Source organism: Knoellia remsis, assembly GCF_003002895.1.
Classification (GTDB): Bacteria; Actinomycetota; Actinomycetes; order Actinomycetales; family Dermatophilaceae; genus Knoellia; species Knoellia remsis.
In genome coordinates this window covers 1-3,339 of sequence record NZ_PVTI01000055.1, presented here as the reverse complement: position 1 = coordinate 3,339, position 3,339 = coordinate 1, and the positions used below count along the sequence as shown (strand labels likewise).

At 70.9% G+C, this 3,339-nt stretch carries 3 protein-coding genes; 1 reads left to right on the top strand and 2 read right to left on the bottom strand.

Translation table 11 applies throughout. The features are described from left to right. Positions 1–193: 193 nt before the first annotated feature. Positions 194–898, bottom strand: coding sequence for a FadR/GntR family transcriptional regulator (locus tag BCF74_RS16925; protein WP_106299094.1), 705 nt, complete (start codon positions 896–898; stop codon positions 194–196). A 149-nt stretch (positions 899–1,047) separates the two neighbouring features. After that, complete coding sequence (locus BCF74_RS16920; protein ID WP_106299093.1) at positions 1,048–2,283, bottom strand: alpha-hydroxy acid oxidase; 1,236 nt, start codon at positions 2,281–2,283, stop codon at positions 1,048–1,050. A gap of 168 nt (positions 2,284–2,451) precedes the next feature. Between BCF74_RS16920 and BCF74_RS16915 the strand changes: the two genes are divergently transcribed. Next, on the top strand, positions 2,452–3,252 hold the full coding sequence (locus tag BCF74_RS16915; protein ID WP_106299092.1) for a PIG-L deacetylase family protein: 801 nt from the start codon (positions 2,452–2,454) through the stop codon (positions 3,250–3,252). The last annotated feature ends 87 nt before the right edge of the window (positions 3,253–3,339 follow it).

Below are 3,339 nucleotides of genomic sequence, written 5' to 3'. Positions count from 1 at the left end.
GTCGGCCGACGTGAACAGGCACCCGCATGCCCATTTTCTCCCCGGAACGGGCCGCCCGGAACGGGCGCACAGAACTGATTGCCGATTCCGTTCGCACCCCACCGCACGGAACCAGCAAGAAGTCGGACTGATTGCCGATTCCGTTCGGGCGTACCCGCACGGAATCGGCAATCAGTGCGCTCAGGACCGGCAGTCAGGCGAGGCCGGGGCGGGCGGTGTCCTCGGGTGCGAGCGACGTCCGCAGCCACTCCTCGACGCCGGCGATGTGCACCGTGGCGGCGGCGCGGGCCACGTCAGGCTGCCGGGACGCAATGGCGTCGACGATGGCGCGGTGCTCGGCGATCGTGCGGTCGACGGCGTTGCTCTGGGTCATCCCGCGCCACACGCGGGCCCGCTGCGTCGGACCGGAGAGCGAGTCGAGCAGTGAGCACAACACCTGGTTGCCGGACCCTCGGGCGACGAGGCGGTGGAACTCGAGGTCGGACTTCACTAGCTCCTCGACGCTGGGCTCCTCCGGGACGGCGTCGAGGTGCGTTCGCAGCCCGGCAATGTCCTCCTCGGACATGCGCAGGCTCGCCATCGACGTCGCCGCGGGCTCAAGCACCCGGCGCACCTCGAGGAACTCGAGCACGGTGTGGTCACGGTGGAAGTCGACGACGAACTCCATCGCACCCATGAGGAGCGACGGCTCCAGGCTCGTGACATACGTGCCGTCGCCCTGACGCACGTCGAGGACGTGGATGAGTGAGAGAGCCTTGACCGCTTCGCGAAGGCTGTTGCGCGACAGCCCGAGACGCTCGGCGAGGTCGGCCTCGCGGGGCAGCTTGTCCCCGGGCCCGAGCTCGCCGCGGACGATCATGTCCTTGATCTTGGTGATCGCCTCGTCCGTGACAGCCATCTGAACCTCCGGTAGATGTGGGCGCGCCACCCACTGTCGATGGGCGAGCCTAGCCCCTCCCGCAGTCGAAAGCGTCGAGCGCTCTCGCCCGTTCACCCGGTGATCCAGCACGGGGCGCAACCTGCCCGCACCGATGTCGACGTCGGGGGTCACCGCGCGGGGGATGCCCCCTGGGGTGCGAGCTCGACGTGCTCGGGCTTGAGGTCCGCGACCGTCGCCGCCCCGAGCAGCGCCATCGTGCGCCGGACCTCCTCGGCGAGGATGTCGGCCGCGCGCTGCACACCACGCTCGCCGCCAGCCATGAGCCCGTAGAGATAGGCCCGGCCGACGAGGACCGAGCTCGCGCCGAGCGCCATGGCCGCGACGACGTCGCCACCGGACATGACGCCGGTGTCGACCATGATCTCTGCGTCCGGCCCGAGCGCCTCGCGGACACGGGGCAGCAGCCGCACCGGCACCGGCGCCTTGTCGAGCTGCCGACCGCCGTGGTTGGACAGCACGATCGCGTCGGCGCCGTGGTCGAGTATGGCCCTGGCGTCCTCGACGGTCTGCACGCCCTTGACGATGAGCGGCCCGTCCCAGCTGCTGCGCACCCAGTCGAGGTCGGTCAGCGACATCGTCGGGTCGAAGAGGGCGTTCATCATCTCGCCGATCGTCCCGTCCCAGGAGTCGAGCGAGGCGAACCGCAGCGGCGGCGTGGTGAGGAAGTTCATCCACCAGTTCGGGTGCATCGCGCCGTCGAGCACGGTCTTCGCCGTGAGCGCCGGTGGGATGGCGAACCCGTTGCGCACGTCCCGGTGCCGGCTGCCGCCGACGGGGCAGTCGACGGTGAGCATGAGCGCCTCGAACCCGTTCTCCTTCGCCGCGGCCATGAGCTCCTCGGCCGGCGCGTGGTCACGCCACACGTAGAGCTGGAACCACTTCCGCGTCCCCGGCGCGGCCGCCGCGAGCTCTGCGATGTTCGTCGTTCCGAGCGTCGACAGGCCGTACGGGATGCCCATCCGCTCGGCGACGCGCGCCACAGCCGGCTCCCCCTCGTGCTGCATCATCCGCGTGAACCCGGTGGGCCCGAACCCGAAGGGCAGCGCCGCAGGCGTGCCGAGCACGGTCGTCGTCGTGTCGACGGCACCGTGACCGCTGAGGACGCGGGGGTGGAAGGTGAGGTCGCGGAAGGTCTCGCGCGCGCGGCTCAACGCGAGCTCCTCCTCGGCTGCCCCGTCGGTGTAGTCGAAGACCGACGTGGGCGTCCGGCGCTTCGCGAGTCGGCGCAGGTCGGCGATCGTCACGGCGCCGGCAAGGCGGCGGTCGGTAGCGTTGAGCGTGAGCGGCTTGGGCCGCAGCAGCGGCTTGAGCTCGGACCACTTCGGCAGCTGACGGTCGCTCATGCGGTCATTCTCCTGCGCGCAACAAGTCACCGGATGTTTATGGAGAGGGTATGCCGCCCGCTCGCCCAAGGCAACGTCCGGCACCTCCCAGCGCGGACGGCATACCGGCCACACGGACGAGGCCCGCCCGGCGTCGGGATCCGCGAAGGCTCGGGGCAGGATGGCGCCATGGCGACCATCGTCTTCGTCCACGCCCACCCCGACGACGAGGCGTCCGCGACCTCGGGATCGATGACCCGCCTCACCCGCGAGGGGCACCGCGTAGTCGTCGTCTACGGCACCGGCGGGGAGCACGGCACCTCCCCGGACGATCTGCCGGAGGGTATGACGCTCGCGGACTTCCGTCGCGGCGAGGCCGAGGCGTCGGCGCGGGTCACGGGCGCGGAGCGCATCGTCTGGCTCGGCTACGAGGACTCGGGCATGCACGGGTGGGAGCAGAACGGTGGCGCGCGGTCCTTCCACGGCGCCGACCTCGACGAGGCGGCGCGCCGGCTCGCGGACGTCCTCGACGAGGAGGACGCGGACGTCGCCATCGGCTACGACTGGCACGGCGGCTACGGCCACCCCGACCACGTCAAGGTGCACCGCGTCGTCCACCGCGCCGCCGACCTCGCGGCCCAGCGCCCGCGACTGCTTGAGTCGACGATGAACCGCGACGCGATGCGTGCCGGCTACCAAGCCGCGAAGGAGGCCGGCCACGAGGACGGCTTCGACCCCGACGAGCCCATGGGCGACGGGGAGCCCGTCGGCACACCGGAATCGGAGATCCACTGGCGCGTCGACGTCCTGCCCGACATCGAGAGCAAGCGGGCCGCGCTGGCCTGTCACGCGAGCCAGACGAGCGATGTCGGGATGATGCTGCAGCTGCCGGCCGAGATGTTCGCGCAGTGGTTCGGGACGGAGTACTACATCGAGCCGGGGCGCGCGCCGGGCATCGTCGACGGCTGGCCCTTCACCGACCTCGACTGACCGAGCCGCTCCGTCCCGATCTCACCCCATCGGACGCTTCGGGACCGGCGTCCCGTCCCGATCTCACCCAATTGGACGCTTCGGGAC